At 55.2% G+C, this 19,175-nt stretch carries 14 protein-coding genes, 1 pseudogene and 1 riboswitch; of the genes and pseudogenes, 6 read left to right on the plus strand and 9 right to left on the minus strand.

The window, feature by feature from the left end; genetic code table 11:
* Positions 1–159 precede the first annotated feature (159 nt).
* The gene (gene murI, locus LZP96_RS18915) at positions 160–1,011 is read right to left on the minus strand and encodes a glutamate racemase (protein ID WP_064327937.1); all 852 of its coding nucleotides are present in this window, start codon (positions 1,009–1,011) and stop codon (positions 160–162) included.
* Positions 956–2,791 (minus strand): TonB-dependent vitamin B12 receptor BtuB, encoded by a 1,836-nt coding sequence (btuB, locus tag LZP96_RS18920; RefSeq protein ID WP_258926232.1) that lies wholly within the window; start codon positions 2,789–2,791, stop codon positions 956–958. The genes murI and btuB overlap by 56 nt, the downstream gene beginning before the upstream one ends.
* 66 nt (positions 2,792–2,857) lie before the next feature.
* Positions 2,858–3,091, minus strand: a riboswitch (cobalamin riboswitch).
* Positions 3,092–3,195: 104 nt separating this feature from the next.
* On the opposite strand from btuB, the gene trmA reads away from it, so the two are divergent.
* A complete protein-coding gene (trmA, locus tag LZP96_RS18925) occupies positions 3,196–4,296 on the plus strand; it encodes a tRNA (uridine(54)-C5)-methyltransferase TrmA (RefSeq protein WP_258926233.1) in 1,101 nt (366 codons plus the stop codon).
* 51 nt (positions 4,297–4,347) lie between these two features.
* Here the strand turns inward: trmA and LZP96_RS18930 are convergent, their stop codons facing one another.
* Positions 4,348–4,707, minus strand: a complete 360-nt coding sequence (locus LZP96_RS18930) for a YijD family membrane protein (RefSeq protein ID WP_064327940.1) — start codon at positions 4,705–4,707, stop codon at positions 4,348–4,350.
* A 3-nt stretch (positions 4,708–4,710) separates the two neighbouring features.
* Positions 4,711–5,349 carry an HTH-type transcriptional repressor FabR gene (gene fabR, locus LZP96_RS18935; RefSeq protein WP_082904959.1) on the minus strand — a complete coding sequence of 213 codons (639 nt, stop codon included), beginning with the start codon at positions 5,347–5,349 and terminating at the stop codon, positions 4,711–4,713.
* 199 nt (positions 5,350–5,548) lie between these two features.
* Here fabR and sthA point away from each other — a divergent pair, with 199 nt between their 5' ends.
* Positions 5,549–6,949: a Si-specific NAD(P)(+) transhydrogenase gene (gene sthA / locus LZP96_RS18940; RefSeq protein WP_258926235.1), complete on the plus strand. Its 1,401-nt coding sequence runs from the start codon at positions 5,549–5,551 to the stop codon at positions 6,947–6,949.
* On the opposite strand, the gene oxyR is transcribed toward sthA, so the two are convergent.
* From oxyR to argC, 4 genes are all read right to left on the minus strand, one after another.
* Complete coding sequence (gene oxyR, locus LZP96_RS18945) at positions 6,932–7,849, minus strand: DNA-binding transcriptional regulator OxyR (RefSeq protein WP_258926237.1); 918 nt, start codon at positions 7,847–7,849, stop codon at positions 6,932–6,934. The genes sthA and oxyR overlap by 18 nt on opposite strands.
* Before the next feature lie 328 nt (positions 7,850–8,177).
* Entirely contained in the window at positions 8,178–9,551 is a 1,374-nt protein-coding gene (gene argH / locus LZP96_RS18950; protein ID WP_064327944.1) for an argininosuccinate lyase, read from the minus strand.
* Positions 9,552–9,627: 76 nt separating this feature from the next.
* On the minus strand, positions 9,628–10,404 hold the full coding sequence (gene argB, locus LZP96_RS18955) for an acetylglutamate kinase (protein WP_157685368.1): 777 nt from the start codon (positions 10,402–10,404) through the stop codon (positions 9,628–9,630).
* A gap of 6 nt (positions 10,405–10,410) precedes the next feature.
* Positions 10,411–11,415 carry an N-acetyl-gamma-glutamyl-phosphate reductase gene (argC, locus tag LZP96_RS18960; protein ID WP_258926238.1) on the minus strand — a complete coding sequence of 335 codons (1,005 nt, stop codon included), beginning with the start codon at positions 11,413–11,415 and terminating at the stop codon, positions 10,411–10,413.
* A gap of 88 nt (positions 11,416–11,503) precedes the next feature.
* On the opposite strand from argC, the gene argE reads away from it, so the two are divergent.
* The 4 genes and pseudogenes from argE to gldA all read left to right on the plus strand — a co-directional run bounded on the left by argE (position 11,504) and on the right by gldA (position 16,935).
* Positions 11,504–12,655: an acetylornithine deacetylase gene (gene argE, locus LZP96_RS18965; RefSeq protein ID WP_230353304.1), complete on the plus strand. Its 1,152-nt coding sequence runs from the start codon at positions 11,504–11,506 to the stop codon at positions 12,653–12,655.
* 271 nt (positions 12,656–12,926) lie between these two features.
* Positions 12,927–15,578, plus strand: a complete 2,652-nt coding sequence (ppc, locus tag LZP96_RS18970; protein WP_258926239.1) for a phosphoenolpyruvate carboxylase — start codon at positions 12,927–12,929, stop codon at positions 15,576–15,578.
* Between the two features lie 103 nt (positions 15,579–15,681).
* Positions 15,682–15,819, plus strand: a pseudogene (locus LZP96_RS18975) (fructose-6-phosphate aldolase); the annotation flags it as partial.
* Between the two features lie 12 nt (positions 15,820–15,831).
* Positions 15,832–16,935, plus strand: a complete 1,104-nt coding sequence (gene gldA, locus LZP96_RS18980; RefSeq protein ID WP_258926241.1) for a bifunctional L-1,2-propanediol dehydrogenase/glycerol dehydrogenase — start codon at positions 15,832–15,834, stop codon at positions 16,933–16,935.
* A gap of 55 nt (positions 16,936–16,990) precedes the next feature.
* On the opposite strand, the gene katG is transcribed toward gldA, so the two are convergent.
* Positions 16,991–19,171 (minus strand): catalase/peroxidase HPI, encoded by a 2,181-nt coding sequence (katG, locus tag LZP96_RS18985; protein ID WP_258926244.1) that lies wholly within the window; start codon positions 19,169–19,171, stop codon positions 16,991–16,993.
* Positions 19,172–19,175 lie beyond the last annotated feature (4 nt).

Genomic DNA, 19,175 nt, shown 5'->3' on the forward strand with positions numbered 1-19,175 from the left:
GCTTTTCTCTGCCGGCGTTCATCGCTGAACCCCGCTGACCCGGCGGCTTGTGTTCCGTTGTTCCGTGTCAGTGGAGGCGCATTATAGGGAGTTCTCAGACGTTGACAACCCCTCTTTTAAAAAAAACTTTCAACCGTCTCTTTTTTGCTCAAAACCGTGCTATAGCGCTAGTTTTTCGAGCGTTTCAAAGCCATAACGGCGTAAAACGGGTAAAAGTTGCTCAGTTTCTTTTGTCAGGGCCATACAGAAGGCAATATTCGCTTCAGTCGATTTTGCATCAGGCGCCTCATGTTCAAGCAGCCAGGCCGTACGACGTGCAATAGCCGCGCCGGAATCCACCAGCCGGGTTCCCTCTGGCAGCACCTGCAAAAGCTCTTCCTGCAATAAAGGAAAATGTGTACATCCCAGCACAACGGTATCTGGCGGCTCTGGCATTCGCAGCCATGGGCGCAGAATGCGACGCAACTCATCAAGCGAGACGGGTTCACCGTGCAGTTTTGCTTCTGCCATTTCCACCAGCTCAGCCGATCCAAGCATGGCGATCTGACACTCATTAGCAAAGCGGTCTATCAGTTCACGTGTATAAGGACGTTTAACCGTGCCGCGTGTCGCCAGCAGACCCACGATGCCATTTGCGGTTAAACGCGCCGCAGGCTTAATCGCGGGCACCACGCCCACCACGGGGAAGGGGAATTTTTCACGCAAGGCAGGAAGAGATACGGTACTTGCCGTGTTACAGGCAATGACGGCCAGCGCTAACGGGAACCGCGCCTGCACGGCAGTGACAATTTCGACGACGCGCTCGACAATAAATTCCTCGCTCTTCTCTCCATAGGGAAAAGCCACATTGTCGAAGGCATAGATATAGTGGAGATTCGGCAGGAGATGCCGAATCTCATCGTAGACCGAAAGCCCACCGACGCCGGAGTCAAATACCAGCACGGTGGGACGCGGATCAGAAGGTGTAGCTGCCAGACAAGGTGTATTCCCGTCCTGCAGTTTGGTAGCCATAAACTGTCTCGTAATCTTTATCGAACAGGTTAGCTATTTTACCACGAACTGTCAGATGAGAGGTGACCGGATACGAAAGTGCGACATCCCACAAACTTACTCCCCCCATTTGCACACGTCGGGCATTGTCGTAGTCATAATCGTAGCGCTCGCCGATATACTGCCAGGTCACATCCCAACCCAGCGAATAAGCCTGGCCGCTCAAATCGTATTTCACCTGCTGCTTCGCACGGCGATAAAGCTGTTTACCGGTTTCATCATCGCGTGGGTCGACATACTGCAACGTCAAACGATGATCCACAGGCCCCGTCGTGACGTTTGCTGTCCACTCGAGCCCTTTAATCGTCGCGGACTTCACGTTGAAGTAGGCATTATTGTTGTAATCAATCAGGTTCTGGATTTCGTAGCGGTACGTAGAGAGTCGCCAGTCCACCGGTCCGGTTAGCCCTTCCAGCCCTGCTTCCCACTGTTTTGACTCTTCTGGCTTCAGGTTTGGATTCGACGAAATGCCAAAGCGCTCGGCGCCAAACTGCTGACCCAGTGACGGTGCAAGGAACCCCGTCCCGTAAGACAGCGTCACTTTATAGTCATCAACAAACTCCCAGCCCGCTGCCGTTTGCCACGTTCCATGCCAGCCGAACTGCTCATCATGATCTTCACGACCCGAGGCTTCCAGCGTCACGCTGTCGATTTGCTGCTGACCTGTGAGGTATAAGCCGGTGTTGTCGCGCTTATAATGATCGGAGCTTGTCGTCCCCAACGACATGAGCTTTTCTTGTTTCCAGTCGACGCCGCCGCTGATCGCGCCATGTCCAACGATGACATTATTCCCCCACTGAATATAACGTTGCTCCATATCATCGAGAGAATAGCCCGGCGCATAGCGCCACGTCTGGCTGCTGTAGTTGTAATCTTTGATTCGCTGGTAATTGGCAACCAGTTGAGAAGAGTAAATACCGGAATGGAAGCGCATCGCAGCATCCCATGACTGGGTATAGTTCTGGTGCTCGTCATTACCACCGTCATATCCATAGTTGCCCTGGTCATAATCGGCGTTGCTGGCATACCCGTACCCACGGAATGAACCATCAAAGTAGTCGTTAAACTTATGTTCGATGCCGCCCCAGAAAAGCTTATTTCGATAGCCATCGCGATCGTTATCACCGCTATACGTCGAGTGTGGCTGAACGTTAAAGCCCTTTGTCGTCTGATAAGCGCCCGCCGCCGTTACGACCGTATCACCAAAGCGCTTGCGGTACGTTCCGTCATACTCCTGATAGCCTTTAGAACCCACGCCCGCATTGATTTGCGAACGCTCTTCACCGGCCATCGTAATGATATTGACGACGCCGCCAATGGCGCCCGAGCCATAGATAGCCGAGCGGGGTCCGCGGATATACTCAATTCGCTGGACCAGCGACACCGGGATTTGATCGATATCGCTGCTGTTAGAAATACCCGGACGGGCAACCGGAATGCCATCGACTAACACCAATACGTGTTTAGCCTCAGTTCCGCGAACAAAAAGCGATGAACTCTGCCCCATACCGCCATTTTGCGCGATATCCACGCCAGGCAGGCGTCGCATCACGTCAAGAACCGTTCTGGACTGCCAGCGGTCAATATCTTCACGCGTAACGACATCCGTTGGCGCAAGGACGGTATTTACAGGTTGTTGAAAACGGTTTGCTGTCACCACTAACGAGTCAGCGCTATCCTGCGCCCAGCCCGAAAATGCCGTGACGGAAAGTGCCGTCATCAGCGATACTTTTTTAATCATTGTTAAAGCATCCATAATATAAGAAGGATGCCGCAGGCCTCATCTATAGCACGCGATGATGAAACCAAATGCGACGTGATTCCGGCAGGTCTTCGGGCTTGGTGGCGTATTATGGATGAAGACTTCCCGCTCACATCATCCTTCTGGCTGCCTCTGCGCTGGCTGCAACCTGAATGATGTCGTGTTTGGTATAGCAGTGTCTAAACTCTCATCCCGCCAGTCTTTACCGCTGCGCGTCAGCTCCAGATTTGCACTGGATTCCCTTTTCACTTAGAGGAGACCGGAAACAGAATGCTACAATTAGATACGTATAGATGTCCAGACAGCTATGCCCCATTAAATCTGGACATCGTCTGCACAATCCCTACAATCCCCGCGTAAATCTTTATCACTCAGGACGCATCATGACCCCCGAACACCTCCCGACAGAACAGTACGACGCACAGCTGGCAGAGAAAGTCGTCCGCCTGCAAAGTATGATGACGCCTTTCGCGGCGCCGGTTCCCGAGGTGTTTCGTTCACCGGTCAGCCATTATCGTATGCGTGCTGAGTTCCGCATCTGGCACGATGGCGACGACCTGTATCACATCATTTTCGATCAGCAGACCAAATCGCGTATTCGCGTGAACAGTTTCCCGGCGGCGAGCGAATTAATTAATCAGTTAATGACGCTGATGATTGAAGGCGTACGTGAGAATCCGGTACTGCGCCATAAGCTGTTCCAGATTGACTACCTGACCACCCAAAGCAATCAGGCTATTGTCTCCCTGCTGTATCACAAGACGCTGAATGATGAATGGCGCGCCGAGGCGGAACGCCTGCGCGATGCGCTGCGAGCGCAAAATATAAATGTGCATCTGATTGGTCGCGCGACAAAAACCAAAATCATGCTCGATCAGGATTACGTCGATGAGCGCCTTGCCGTGGCGGGAAAAGAGATGATCTACCGCCAGGTCGAGAACAGCTTCACCCAGCCGAATGCAGCCATGAACGTGCAAATGCTGGAGTGGGCGATTAACGCGACGGAAGATTCAACCGGTGATTTGCTGGAGTTGTACTGCGGCAACGGCAATTTCTCGCTGGCGCTGGCGCGCAACTTCAATCGCGTGCTGGCGACCGAAATCGCCAAACCGTCCGTTGCGTCGGCGCAATACAACATTGCCGCCAACCATATTGATAACGTGCAGATCATTCGAATGGCGGCAGAAGAGTTCACCCAGGCCATGAACGGCGTGCGCGAATTTAACCGTCTGCAGGGTATCGATCTGCTGAGTTATCAGTGCGAGACGATTTTCGTCGATCCACCGCGCAGTGGGCTGGACAGTGAAACCGAGAAGATGGTCCAGGCGTATCCGCGCATTCTGTATATCTCCTGCAACCCGGAAACGCTTTGTAAGAATCTGGAAACATTAAGCCAGACGCACAAGGTTGAACGTCTGGCATTGTTCGATCAGTTCCCGTACACGCACCACATGGAGTGCGGCGTTTTACTGACTGCCCGATAACCTCACAGCCGGGTGCGCGCGCGGCGCTACCCGTCTCTGTTTCAAAGTCTCTTAATCGATGGACTGGTGCTTACGATTACGCATCCTGATGCCAATCCAGAACACCAGCGCCACGGTTAAGATGGCCGGCAGGAAGTTTGAACCGATATCCGGATATTCGGCGCGCACCACGGTGCTGTACAGCAGAACGCCCAGGACAAAGAACGCCGCCGCCAGGCCCGGTAAACCTACCGGCATGGTGCGATTCTGATAGCGTTGATGCAGGCAGTACACCGTCAGCACCAGGGCTATCATCGGAAAGATTGAAAAGGGCACGATGGAGCTGAAAATCGCCGCAAATGTGCCATTGATTGATAAGCCAGCGATCAATGCCAGCAACAACGTACCTTTATCCTGACCTGACTGTTTCATTACTCACCCTTCGTCGATTTGTTGCGCCGACCTTTCTTGTTCACGGCGATACCAGTAATACGCGCCTTTGGAAATCATCCGCAGCTGCAATACCAGTCGCTCTTCGAGTTGCTTACGCTGTTCAATACCCACATCCAGTGCTTCGGCGCCCGCACTGAAAACAATGGTGACCATCGCCTCGGCCTGCGCTTCGGTGAAGGCGCGTGGCATATGGTTTTCGATTTCAAGATAGTCGGCAAGTTCCGCAATAAAATGCTGAATTTCTCTCACTACCGCGGCACGAAAAGCGGCCGATGTACCAGAGCGTTCACGCAATAGCAGACGAAACGCATTAGGGTTATTGCCGATAAATTCCATAAAGGTCGAGACCGATGTGCGGATCACGCTCCCGCCTTTGGCGATGCGCTGGCGTGCCTGACGCATCAACTGGCGCAACATCAGGCCGCTTTCATCGACCATGGTCAGCCCCAGTTCATCCACATCCCGAAAATGACGATAGAAGGAGGTTGGCGCAATTCCTGCCTCGCGTGCGACTTCGCGCAGGCTCAAACTGGCAAAGCTTCGCTCAGCGCTCAGTTGACTGAATGCCGCTTCCACCAGCGAACGCCGTGTTTTCTCTTTTTGTTGTGCTCTAACGCCCATCACGATAGTTGAATCCTTCCAAAGGCCTGTTGGCACTATACCAGAGAATAAAATTAATCTGTTTACATCCCTTTGTGAATGATTGTTTACGTGCCGTTTGTGCTCCACTGTGCGAAAAGAGCACAACGATAATTGGGTTATCAGGCCAATGATGTTACTATTCTGTTGCTTTTATGTATAAGAACAGGTAAGCCTTGCCATGTCACATTCCTACGATTACGACGCAATAGTTATTGGTTCCGGTCCCGGCGGAGAAGGTGCTGCTATGGGCCTGGTGAAGCAGGGAGCAAGGGTCGCGGTGATTGAGCGCTACCATAATGTCGGCGGCGGTTGCACCCACTGGGGCACCATCCCGTCTAAAGCACTCCGCCACGCCGTTAGCCGCATTATCGAATTTAACCAAAACCCTCTTTACAGCGACCACTCCCGACTTCTTCGTTCCTCTTTTGCCGACATCCTTAACCATGCTGATACGGTGATTAATCAGCAAACACGGATGAGACAAGGATTCTACGAACGCAATCACTGCGAAATCCTGCAAGGAGACGCGCATTTCGTTGACGAGCACACGCTGGCACTGAAATGCCATGACGGTTCGGTCGAAACGATCACCGCGGAGAAATTTGTCATCGCGTGTGGGTCACGCCCTTATCGTCCTGATGACGTCGATTTTTCGCATCCGCGTGTTTACGACAGTGACTCCATCCTGAGCCTGCACCACGAACCACGCCATGTGTTGATCTATGGCGCAGGAGTGATTGGCTGCGAATACGCCTCTATCTTCCGTGGGATGGAAGTGAAAGTGGATTTAATCAATACCCGCGATCGTCTGCTGGCCTTTCTCGATCAGGAGATGTCCGATTCGCTCTCCTATCACTTCTGGAACAGCGGTGTCGTCATCCGCCACAATGAAGAGTACGAGAAAATTGAAGGCTGCGACGACGGCGTGATCATGCACCTGAAGTCCGGTAAAAAGTTAAAAGCCGACTGCCTGCTGTATGCAAATGGCCGTACCGGGAACACCGATTCGCTGGCGCTGGAGAACATAGGTCTTACCACCGACAGCCGCGGTCAGTTGAAGGTCAACAGTATGTACCAGACAGCGCTGCCGCATATCTATGCCGTTGGCGATGTGATTGGTTATCCGAGTCTGGCCTCAGCAGCCTACGATCAGGGCCGTATTGCCGCCCAGGCGCTGGTCAAAGGTGAAGCGAACGCCCACCTCATTGAAGATATCCCGACCGGTATTTATACCATCCCGGAAATCAGCTCTGTGGGTAAAACCGAACAACAGCTGACGTCGATGAAAGTGCCTTATGAAGTGGGTCGTGCTCAATTCAAGCATCTGGCGCGGGCGCAAATCGTGGGAATGAGTGTAGGAACGCTGAAGATTTTGTTCCATCGCGAGACGAAAGAGATTCTGGGCATTCACTGCTTCGGTGAACGTGCTGCGGAGATCATTCATATCGGCCAGGCCATCATGGAACAAAAAGGTGGTGGTAACACCATCGAGTACTTTGTTAACACCACCTTTAACTACCCCACTATGGCAGAAGCCTATCGGGTAGCGGCGCTAAATGGCTTAAACCGCCTGTTTTAACGCACTGTCGAAATGGCCATCCATTGAACTGCGGATGGCCTCTGCCAGCTGCTCATAGCGGCTGCGCAGCGGCGAGCCCGGGCGGTATACCAGCCCAATGGTGCGGCGCGGCTCGGGTTTAATGCACGGCAGGTAAACCACGCCATCGCGCTTACGCTCGTTAGGCACAGCCAGTGCCGGCAGCAGCGTAATACCGCTTCCCGCTGCAACCATATTGCGCAGCGTCTCCAGGCTGGTTGCGCGGAAGTGAGTATCTTCATCCGCCCCGGCTTCAAAACAGAAACCCATCGCCTGATCGCGCAGGCAGTGCCCGTCTTCCAGCATCAGCAGTTTCTCACCCGCCAGATCGGCCATCGGCACACGATCGCGATTCGCCCACGGGTGATCTTCATAGATCGCCAGCATCATCGGCTCATCAAACAACGGCACTTCGATAAAGACTTCGCTCTCTTTGACCAGCGCCAGAATCACGCAGTCGAGCTTGCCGCTATCCAGCTGCGTCAGCAGTTGATGAGTTTGTGCTTCATGCAGGTACATTTCGAGTTTCGGGAAGGTCTGGTGCAGCATCGGAATAATATGCGGCAACAGGTATGGGCCAACGGTTGGGATCAGGCCGATATGCAGCGGGCCGGACATCGTCTCCCCCTGCTGGCTTGCCATTTCCTTGAGCACTTTGACCTCGCGCAGCACGGTGCGCGCCTGATCCACCAGCAGCAAACCGGCCTGGGTGAACAGCACTTTACGGCTGGTTCGCTCCAGCAGCATCACGCCCAACTCATCCTCAAGCTTGCGGATCTGCCCGCTCAGGGTAGGCTGACTGACGTGGCAAGAGTCTGCCGCGCGGCGAAAATGGCGATGCTCTGCAAGAGCAACCAGGTATTCAAGATCACGAATATTCATTATTCATCCTCCGTCGCCATGATAGTTCATGGCGATAGATAGCATAGCAATGAACGATTATCCCTATCAAGCATTCTGTTGAATAATACAGCACATAGACGAGGCGGCGGCTGTTTGACCCTTGAAGTCCCCGCTGAGTCAAAACGAGTTTCTCTCAAACTCGAATAAATAAAGCCAACGTGAACTTTTGCGGACCCCGTGGTCCGCATTTTTTTGCGTAAAAAAGCCCGGGGATAAAAGCAAAATGGCAACCGACGTTGCCATTTTTAGTGTTTACTCCCTCTCCCCATGGGAGAGGAGTAGGGGTGAGGGCACCAGCCCGCACTCATCACACCAGGCGGTTTTTCGCATCCGCAATAGCCTGCGCCACCTGCTTCGGCGACACGCCGCCTTTCGCCGCACGCTTATCCAGACAAGACTGCAACGCCAGAATCGGATAGACATCATCACCGATTACCGCACTGAATTTCTGCAGGTCAGCCAGGGAGAGATCCTCCAGCGGTTTGCCCTGGCGAATGGCTTCAACCACCGCTTCGCCGACAATATGGTGCGCTTCACGGAAGGGTACGCCTTTCGCCACCAGGTAGTCAGCAAGCTCGGTAGAGTTAGCATAACCCTGCTGAGCCGCCTCCTGGCAGCGTGGACGCTTCACCTGAATGCCGTCCAGCACCAGCGCGCCCATGTGCAGGCAATCAAGCCAGGTATCGAGGGCGTCGAACAGCCCTTCTTTGTCTTCCTGCATATCTTTGTTGTACGCCAGCGGCAGCCCTTTCAGGGTCATCATCATGCCGGTCAACGCGCCCTGCACGCGGCCACACTTGCCGCGGATAAGCTCCAGCGCATCCGGGTTTTTCTTCTGCGGCATCAGGGAGGAGCCAGACGTGACGCGATCGGACAGCTCAACAAACCCGGCTTCGCCTGAGTTGAAGAAAATCAGATCTTCGGCAAAACGCGACAGATGCACCATGCCGATGGACGCGTTAGAAAGCAGTTCCAGCACGTGGTCACGATCAGAGACGCTGTCCAGGCTGTTACGGGTGGCGGACGCAAAGCCCAGCCAGCCTGCCAGCTGTTCGCGATCGATTTCATAGGCCGTTCCCGCCAGCGCACCGCTGCCCAGCGGGCTCACGTCCAGACGCTTTAGGGTATCCTGCAGACGACTCTCATCACGCGCCAGCATCTCAACGTAGGCCAGACACCAGTGAGCAAAGGTCACCGGCTGCGCGCGCTGCAGGTGGGTATAACCCGGCATCACCGCGTCCTGGTTGTTGTGCGCGGTTTCCACCAGCGCGCCCTGCAGCTGACGATTGGCGGCCAGCAGCTCGACAACCGTGTCTTTACACCACAGTTTCAGGTCGGTGGCGACCTGGTCGTTACGGCTACGGCCCGTGTGCAGCTTTTTACCTAACTGCCCGACCTTGTCGATGAGTTTCCCTTCCACCCAGCTGTGAATATCTTCGGCATCGCTTTCCAGAATTTGCTGCGGATTGAGACGCACCTCTTCCAGCAGGTTGTTCAGCGCCTCTTCCAGCTGCACTTGTTCATCGGCGGTCAGTACGCCAACGGTGACCAGCGCTTTGGACCAGGCCACAGAGCCGACGATATCCTGTTCGGCCAGGCGGTAGTCGAAGCGCAAAGAGTCGTTGAACTGTTTGAACCGCTGATCCGCAGCCTGTGTAAAACGCCCACCCCAAAGTGCCATAACATGCTTCCTTAATATCTTTGAATTCATTACCGGATGGCGCTGCGCTCATCCGGCCTACAGGTTCTGAAAAGGCTTATGCCAGAATGCGCGTGCCGATCGGCGTGCCGTTAAACAGCGCAGGCAGTTGCTCTGCGTGACGCCAGGAGGCGATATCCACCGGACGTCCCAGCGTGCGGGCCGCGTCCAGCGCCGCATTGACCTTAACGATCATGCCATCGGTAATAATGCCCTGATCAATCAACTGCTCCGCCTTCGCGGCGGTCATTTCGGCGATACGCTGCCCTTTTCCATCCAGAATACCGCTGACGTCTGAGAGCAGAATCAGATCGGCGCCGAGCGTAGCCGCCAGAGCCGTTGCCGCCTGGTCTGCATTGACGTTCATCAATGCACCCTCTTCGGTCACGCCGATAGAGCTGACGACGGGCAGGAACCCGCCTTCGAGCAGCGTGTTGATCAGCTTAGGCGAACCCGGCTGTGCCAGTCCAACGTGGCCCAGTTCTTCGTCGAGCTGGGTCACTTTTACGCTGTCACCATCGCCGAGGTAGAGACCCACCGACGCGATATGATGTTTTTTCGCCCACGCCAGCAGCGTTTTGTTCGCCGTTCCGGCTAACGCGCCGGTAATGATGTCAATCTGATCGGCAGGGGTGACGCGCAGGCCATTTTTCTTTTTCACCGGCAGGTTCAGCCCTTTCATCAGCTCATCCACCACGCAGCCGCCACCGTGAACAATCACCAGCGGACGCTGATGTGACTCGCGATAGTTCACCAGCGCGGTAAAAAGACGCTCCAGCGCTTCTTCGCTGTCCAGCAGTACACCACCGAGTTTGATAATTAATGGATTCATCATCACACCTTAAATAAGAGCCTGGGTTTCAGCGTAGCCAAAACGAATATTTGCACACTGCATTGCCTGGGCGGCAGCGCCTTTCAGTAAATTATCTTCCGCAGCCACCACAATCAGATGCTCGCCCTGCACGGCAAAACCGATGTCGCAGAACGGCAGGCCGACCACGTTTTTCAGCGCCGGCACGCCTTTGTCGTATAAACGCACCAGCGGTTTGGCCGCATACGCCTGCGTAAAGGCTTCGCTCACCTGCTCTTTGGTCACGCCAGGCTTCAGGCGGCAGGTGATAGTTTCCAGAATTCCGCGCGGGAAACTACCCAGATGCGGCGTGAAAATCACCTCCGCGCCCAGATGCGTGGTGATTTCAGGGTGATGACGGTGATTGAACACGCCATAAGGCTGCAAGCTCACTTCACAGAAGCTATTTGAGATCGCGGCTTTGCGCCCTGCTCCACTCACGCCGCTGGTGGCGTTGATCACCGGCCACTGGCTAAGATCCAGCAGGTCTGCATCGATCAACGGCTTCAGCGACAGCTGCGCGGCGGTGGGGTAACAGCCCGGTACGGCGACCAGGCGGGCTTCTTTAATTTTGTCGTCGTTCCACTCCGCCAGGCCATACACCGCCTGCGCAAGCAGATCGGGATGCTGGTGCGTGAAACCATAATATTTTTTGTAAAACGCACTATCGTTAACGCGAAACGCGCCGGAGAGATCAAATACCACGCAACCTGCGGCTAAAAACTGTGGCGCCAGATCGTGGCTAACTTCATGGGCGGTCGCCAGAAACACCACGTCCACACCCTCAACAAACTCGCTGATGTCGGACATCGGCTGTAAGGGGAGATCGACAATGCCCTTAAGCTGTGGATGTAAATCGGAAATTAATTTTCCCGCATCATTGCTTTGCGCTGACACAGTCAAAGCGGTTATGGTCATATGAGGATGGCGATTCACGTAGCTTACAAGCTCTGCGCCCGCATAACCGCTAGCGCCCACAATCAGCGTATTCAACATCGGGTTCCTTTACGATCAACGTTAGTGTATTTTTATTCACAATTACTGCATGAATATTGATACTATCACGACCTAAGGTATGTCAACAATGAAAATGAATTTACCGCCTTTTATCGAGATTTACCGCGCCCTGATTGCCACGCCGTCCATCAGCGCAACCGAAGAAGCACTCGACCAAAGCAATGAGTCTTTAATCACTATGCTGGCTGGCTGGTTTAGCGATTTGGGCTTTAAGGTGGAAGTTCAACCCGTCCCGGGAACCCGGCATAAATTCAACCTGCTCGCCAGCACCGGCGAAGGCGCGGGCGGCCTGTTACTGGCAGGCCATACTGATACCGTGCCCTTTGATGACGGACGCTGGACGCGCGATCCCTTTACCCTGACGGAGCATGACAACAAGCTCTATGGTCTGGGTACCGCCGACATGAAAGGCTTTTTTGCCTTTATTCTGGATGCGTTGCGTGACGTGGATGTGAAGACGCTGAAGAAGCCGCTCTACATTCTGGCGACGGCCGATGAAGAGACCAGCATGGCGGGGGCGCGGTATTTTTCTGAAAACACCACGATTCGCCCGGACTGCGCCATCATTGGCGAACCGACCTCGTTGCAGCCTATCCGCGCCCATAAAGGCCACATCTCCACCGCCGTGCGCGTGCTGGGTCAGTCTGGCCACTCCAGCGATCCGGCGCGTGGCGTAAACGCCATCGAACTGATGCACGATGCGATTGGTCGTATCATGCAGCTTCGCGACTCGCTGAAAGAACGCTATCACTACGATGCTTTCACCGTGCCCTACCCGACGCTGAACCTCGGCAGCCTGCACGGGGGCGACGCCTCCAACCGCATCTGCGCCTGCTGTGAACTGCATATGGATATCCGTCCGCTGCCGGGTATGACGCTGAGCGACCTCGACGGCCTGTTGACCGACGCGCTGGCGCCGGTGAGCGAGCGCTGGCCGGGCCGCCTGACCGTCTCCGAGCTGCATCCGCCAATTCCAGGCTACGAGTGCCCACCCGACCACCAGCTGGTCGAAGTGGTGGAAAAACTGCTGGGCGAAAAAACCGACGTCGTGAACTACTGCACCGAAGCGCCGTTTATTCAGACGCTGTGCCCGACGCTGGTCCTCGGCCCAGGCTCCATCAACCAGGCGCACCAGCCAGATGAATATCTGGAAACGCGCTTTATCAAACCGACGCGCGAACTGATTAAGCAGGTTGTGCACCACTTCTGCTGGCATTAAAACCGCGCCGACCAGTCCCCTCTCCCTGTGGGAGAGGGGTAGGCTGAGGGCGACAAATCGCATGATCTCCGTCACATTCCCATAAGCATCTCTTATCTGAATCGAAGCGAATTAAATTTCGTAAATTACCCGCATTTATTCGTTTGCTGAACCGTTTTCGCAGCAATTGACGACGGGGGTTTTACGTGGCTTTATAAAGGGAGATGACAAAATAATGTCCAAAAGATTTTCGATTGGGCATAAACAAAAATGATGGGGTGATTGGGCTTTTATGAACGAACAATATTCCGCGTTGCGTAGTAATGTCAGTATGCTCGGCAAAGTGCTGGGAGATACCATCAAGGATGCGCTGGGAGAAAATATTCTCGACCGCGTTGAAACCATCCGTAAACTGTCGAAATCCTCCCGTGCAGGAAACGAAGCGAATCGTCAGGAGCTGCTTACCACCTTGCAGAACCTGTCAAACGATGAGCTGCTGCCTGTTGCACGTGCGTTCAGCCAGTTCCTTAACCTGGCGAACACCGCTGAGCAATACCACAGCATTTCGCCAAAAGGCGAAGGCGCCAGCAACCCGGAAGTGATTGCCCAAACGCTGAGAAAGCTGAAAGACCAGCCCAATCTTGACGAAGCAACCATCAAAAGAGCCGTGGAATCCCTTTCTCTGGAACTGGTTCTGACGGCTCACCCAACCGAAATCACCCGCCGTACGCTGATCCACAAAATGGGTGAAGTGAACAGCTGCCTCAAGCAGTTAGATAACAATGAAATTGCCGACTACGAACGCAATCAGCTGCTGCGTCGCCTGCGCCAGTTGATTGCCCAGTCATGGCACACCGATGAAATTCGTAAGCATCGCCCAAGCCCGGTCGACGAAGCCAAATGGGGTTTTGCCGTTGTTGAAAATAGCCTGTGGGAAGGGGTGCCTAACTACCTCCGCGAGCTGAACGAACAGCTGGAAGAGAACCTGGATTTCCGTCTGCCGGTTGATTTTGTCCCGGTCCGTTTCACCTCCTGGATGGGCGGTGACCGTGATGGTAACCCGAACGTGACGGCGGATATTACCCGTCACGTTCTCCTGCTGAGCCGCTGGAAAGCGACCGATCTGTTCCTGAAAGATATCCAGGTGTTGATCTCAGAGCTGTCGATGGTAGAAGCCTCGCCAGAGCTGTTAGAGCTGGTCGGGGAAGAAGGGGCAACCGAGCCTTACCGTTATCTGTTGAAAAAACTGCGTGGCCAGTTACTGGCAACCCAGGCCTGGCTGGAAGCGCGCCTCAAAGGCCAGCGCCTGCCGAAACCGGCGGGATTACTGAGCCAGAACGAACAGCTGTGGGAGCCGCTCTACGCCTGTTATAAATCTCTTCAGGCCTGCGGCATGGGTATTATCGCCAACGGTGAACTGCTCGATACCCTGCGCCGCGTGAAATGCTTCGGCGTACCGCTGGTGCGTATTGATGTGCGTCAGGAAAGCACCCGTCACACCGAAGCGCTGGGTGAACTGACCCGCTATCTCGGCATCGGGGATTACGAAAGCTGGTCAGAGGCCGATAAACAGGCGTTCCTGATCCGCGAGCTGAATTCAAAGCGCCCTCTTCTGCCACGCAGTTGGGAACCGAGCGAAGAAACGCGCGAAGTGCTCAATACCTGTAAAGCGATCGTCGATGCGCCAAAAGGATCCGTGGCGGCCTATGTGATCTCCATGGCCAAAACCCCGTCTGATGTGCTGGCGGTTCATCTGCTGCTGAAAGAAGCCGGTATCAGCTTTGCTCTGCCCGTCGCGCCGCTGTTTGAAACCCTTGATGACCTGAATAACGCCAACGATGTTATGACGCAGCTGCTGAATATCGACTGGTATCGCGGCTTTATCCAGGGCAAGCAGATGGTCATGATTGGCTATTCCGACTCCGCAAAAGACGCGGGCGTGATGGCGGCCTCCTGGGCACAGTATCAGGCGCAAGATGCCCTGATTAAAACCTGCGAAAAAGCCGGTATCGAACTGACGCTGTTCCACGGTCGCGGCGGCTCGATTGGCCGTGGCGGCGCACCGGCTCACGCCGCGCTGCTCTCACAGCCACCGGGCAGCCTGAAGGGGGGCCTGCGCGTCACCGAGCAGGGCGAGATGATTCGCTTCAAGTACGGCTTGCCGGAAGTCACCATCAGCAGCCTGTCGCTTTACACCAGCGCCATTCTGGAAGCGAACCTGCTGCCACCGCCGGAGCCGAAAGATGCCTGGCGTCATATCATGGATGAGCTGTCTGACATTTCATGCGACCTGTATCGTGGCTACGTCCGTGAAAACAAAGATTTTGTCCCTTACTTCCGCTCGGCAACGCCGGAGCAAGAGTTGGGTAAACTCCCGTTGGGCTCTCGCCCGGCTAAACGTCGCCCTACCGGTGGCGTTGAATCCCTGCGCGCCATTCCATGGATCTTCGCCTGGACGCAAAACCGCCTGATGCTGCCTGCCTGGCTGGGTGCGGGTGCGGCCCTGCAAAAAGTGGTGGAAGACGGCAAACAAAGCGAACTGGAAACAATGTGCCGCGACTGGCCATTCTTCTCCACGCGTCTTGGCATGCTGGAGATGGTGTTCTCAAAAGCCGACCTGTGGCTGGCGGAATATTACGATCAGCGTCTGGTTAAACCCGAACTGTGGACACTGGGCAAAGAGCTTCGCGAACTGCTGGAAGATGACATCAAAGTGGTGCTGGCTATCGCCAACGACTCTCACCTGATGGCCGATCTGCCGTGGATTGCCGAGTCTATCCAGCTACGTAACATCTATACCGACCCCCTGAACGTGCTGCAGGCAGAGCTCCTCTACCGCTCGCGTAAAGCGGAAGAAGAGGGCCAGGATCCGGACCCACGCGTTGAACAGGCGCTGATGGTGACGATCGCGGGCGTCGCAGCGGGTATGCGTAATACAGGTTAATGGTTTACCAGCCCGGCAGGTGTAGCACTGCCGGGCACTTCCCTTCTCTCTTTATGCCCCGGGCATCTTTTTTCTTCTGCCACACAGCATTCCTTCTTTTCTCTGCCGGCTTGCCGGATGCGAAGCAATCACGCTTCCTTTAGATGTAGCGCAACAAATGCCCGGCATCCTCGCGGTACAGTCAGTAACAGAGACGTTCGAACAAGGCTGGAAAAACGCGTTTGGTAACCTCAACCTGTAAGGGAGAACTGTTATGGACCGTATTATTCAATCGCCGGGAAAATACATTCAGGGCGCTGATGTGCTTACCCGTCTGGGTGACTACCTGAAACCGCTGGCAAAACGCTGGCTGGTGGTGGGGGATAAGTTTGTTCTTGGTTTTGCCGAAGAGACGTTGCGCCAGAGCTTTAAACAGGCGGAGATACACGTCGAAATCGCGCCATTTGGCGGCGAATGTTCGCAAAATGAAATTAACCGCTTAAAAAAACTGGCTGACAGCGCCGACTGCATGGCGGTATTGGGTATCGGCGGCGGCAAAACGCTGGATACGGCCAAAGCGCTGGCCCACTTTATGGATGTACCGGTCGCAATCGCCCCCACCATCGCCTCAACCGATGCGCCATGCAGTGCCCTTTCGGTGATTTATACCGACGAGGGCGAGTTCGAGCGTTACCTGATGCTGCCGCATAATCCGAATATGGTCATCGTCGATACTAAAGTGGTAGCCGGTGCGCCCGCACGCTTGCTGGCGGCCGGGATTGGCGATGCGCTGGCAACCTGGTTTGAAGCGCGTGCCTGCTCACGAAGCGGCGCAACGACTATGGCGGGCGGTAAGTGCACGCAGGCCGCGCTTGCCCTTGCAGAGTTATGCTACAACACGCTGGTGACGGAGGGTGAAAAAGCCATGCTCGCGGCCGAACAGCATGTGGTGACGCCGGCGCTGGAGCGCATCATTGAAGCCAATACCTATCTGAGCGGCGTTGGGTTTGAAAGCGGTGGCCTCGCCGCTGCGCACGCCATTCACAACGGCATGACGGCAGTGCCGGACGCACACTCTTTTTATCACGGTGAAAAAGTCGCGTTTGGTACGCTGACACAGCTGGTGCTGGAAAATGCTCCGGTTGAGGAGATCGAAACCGTGGCCGCCCTGTGTCATAGCGTGGGCTTGCCGATGACCCTGGCCCAGCTGAATATCAAAGAGGATATTCCCGCTAAAATGCGTCTGATTGCTGAAGCCTCCTGTGCCGAAGGGGAAACCATCCACAACATGCCGGGAGGGGTCTCGCCTGACCAGGTGTACGCCGCGCTGCTGGTTGCGGATCAGTATGGGCAGCGCTTCCTGCAAGAATGGGAGTAAGGTGGATAAATAAAAATCCCCGCACAGGCGGGGATTTTTTTAACCGGCAGAGTGACTACTGTACGTCGAAACGATCCAAATCCATCACTTTCGCCCATGCTGCCACGAAGTCGCGTACGAACTTCTCGCTGGCGTCGCTGCTGGCGTAAACTTCCGCCAGGGCGCGGAGCACGGCATTCGAACCAAACACCAGATCGGCACGCGTGGCAGTGTATTTCACTTCCCCGCTGGCGCGGTCGCTTCCTGCAAACAGCTCATTCGACGCGTCGGTCGCTTTCCACTGGGTATTCATGTCCAGCAGGTTCAAGAAGAAATCATTGCTCAGCACGCCCTCGCGGTCGGTGAACACGCCATTCTTGCTGCCGTCGAAATTCGCCCCCAGCACGCGAAGACCACCCACCAGCACCGTCATCTCAGGCGCGGTCAGCGTCAACTGCTGCGCTTTATCGATCAGCAGTGACTCCGTGGTGGAAACATTAACCTGAGCACGATAGTTACGGAAGCCATCAGCAATCGGTTCCAGCAGGTTGAACATTTCTATGTCCGTCTGATCCTGACGCGCATCAACACGGCCTGGCGTAAAGGGTACGGTAACGTAGACCCCGACCGCCTTCGCCGCCTGCTCAACGCCGACCACGCCCGCCAGCACGATAATATCGGCCAGAGACGCCTTGTTAGTGGTGCGCTGAATGGCTTCCAGAGCCGGTAACGCACGCACGGCCGCAGCGTTCACGTCCCAGTCGCGCTGTGGAGCCAGCGCCAGACGGGCGCCGTTGGCACCGCCACGCTTATCGCCGCCGCGGAAGGTCGAGGCAGACGCCCAGGCCACGGAGACCAGTTCGCTGACAGAAAGCCCGGATGCCACGATTTCCGCCTTCAGGCTTTCAATGTCTTCCGGTGCAGGATTGAATACCGGCTGCGGCAGCGGGTCTTGCCAGATCAGATCTTCTTTTGGCACTTCCGGACCAAAGTAACGCGATTTTGGCCCCATATCGCGGTGCGTCAGTTTGTACCAGGCGCGGGCGAAGGCTTCGTTAAAGGCCTGCGGATCGTTCAGGAAACGACGAGAAATTTTCTCGAATTCCGGATCAAAGCGCAGCGTCAGGTCGGTCACCAGCATCGTTGGCTTGCGTTTTTTCGACGGGTCGAACGGGTCGGACATTATCTCAGGCGCATCGACAGCTTCGAACTGAATCGCCCCTGCCGGACTGCGCGTCTGGACCCACTCATATTTGAACAGGTTCTCGAAGAAGTAGTTACTCCACTGCGTCGGCGTTTGTGACCAGATGACTTCCAGCCCGGAGGTGATCGCATCCGCGCCGATACCGCTGCCGTGCGTGCTGGTCCAGCCCAGCCCCTGTGCTTCAATCGGCGAGGCTTCAGGATCGGTCCCGACATGCGTCGCTTCACCCGCACCATGGGTTTTACCGAGCGTATGGCCGCCCGCAATCAGCGCAACGGTCTCTTCGTCGTTCATGCCCATATTGCCGAAGGTAGCGCGAATGGCTGCCGCCGCAGACAGCGGTTCACCGCTGGCGTTTGGTCCTTCCGGATTCACATAGATCAGGCCCATTTCGGTGGCCGCTAACGGGTTCTTCGCCAGCGCTTCTGGGTCACGGTGTTTCAACCAGGCGGTTTCATCCCCCCAGTTCACGTCCAAATCAGGTTCCCAGACATCTTCACGACCGGCGCCAAACCCAAAGGTGCGGAAGCCTGAATTTTCCAGCGCCACGTTACCCGCCAGGATAAACAGATCGGCCCAGGAAATTTTTTGTCCATATTTTTGCTTGATGGGCCACAGCAGACGACGCGCTTTATCCAGGCTCACGTTATCCGGCCAGGAGTTTAATGGCGCAAAACGCTGCTGGCCCCGGCCAGCGCCACCGCGCCCGTCAACGGAGCGATAGGTTCCCGCACCGTGCCAGGCCATGCGGATAAACAGACCCGCATAGCTGCCCCAGTCGGCAGGCCACCATGGCTGAGAGTCCGTCAGAAGTGCTTTGAGATCGCCTTTCAGGGCGGAGTAATCAAGTTTGCTGAATTCTTTGCGGTAGTCGAAGTCTTCACCCAGCGGGTTAGAACGGTTGGAATGTTGATTAAGAAGATCGATGCGGAGTTGTTTTGGCCACCAGTCGCGGCTGCCTGTACCTGCGCCCGCGCTGTGATCGACGCCGCCCTGATGGAACGGACATTTGCCAATCGAGGCCGCTTTATTAGTATCGTCTGACGTGCTCATCGCT

Origin of the sequence: Huaxiibacter chinensis, assembly GCF_022171985.1 — a bacterium.
GTDB classification, from domain to species: Bacteria; Pseudomonadota; Gammaproteobacteria; order Enterobacterales; family Enterobacteriaceae; genus Enterobacter; species Enterobacter chinensis_A.